Source organism: Pseudoalteromonas sp. P1-25, assembly GCF_001401805.1.
In the GTDB taxonomy this organism is placed as follows: Bacteria; Pseudomonadota; Gammaproteobacteria; order Enterobacterales; family Alteromonadaceae; genus Pseudoalteromonas.
This window is the reverse complement of record NZ_LKDW01000153.1, coordinates 1-209: the sequence shown is the minus strand read 5'-3', so window position 1 is coordinate 209 and position 209 is coordinate 1. Positions and strand designations below refer to the sequence as shown.

The 209-nt window shown below is 52.6% G+C and carries 1 rRNA gene; it reads right to left on the bottom strand.

Annotation, left to right across the window (positions count from 1 at the left end):
• Nucleotides 1-209 (bottom strand): 23S ribosomal RNA (locus tag AN393_RS19965); the annotation flags it as partial.

The following is a 209-nucleotide window of genomic DNA, read 5'->3' as shown; positions in this document are numbered from 1 at the left end:
TAACATGGGATAGGAACCCTTGGTCTTCCGGCGTGCGGGTTTTTCACCCGCATTATCGTTACTCATGTCAGCATTCGCACTTCTGATACCTCCAGCAAACCTCCCGGTTCACCTTCAACGGCTTACAGAACGCTCCCCTACCACTCATCCTAAGATGAATCCGCAGCTTCGGTGCATAGTTTAGCCCCGTTACATCTTCCGCGCAGACC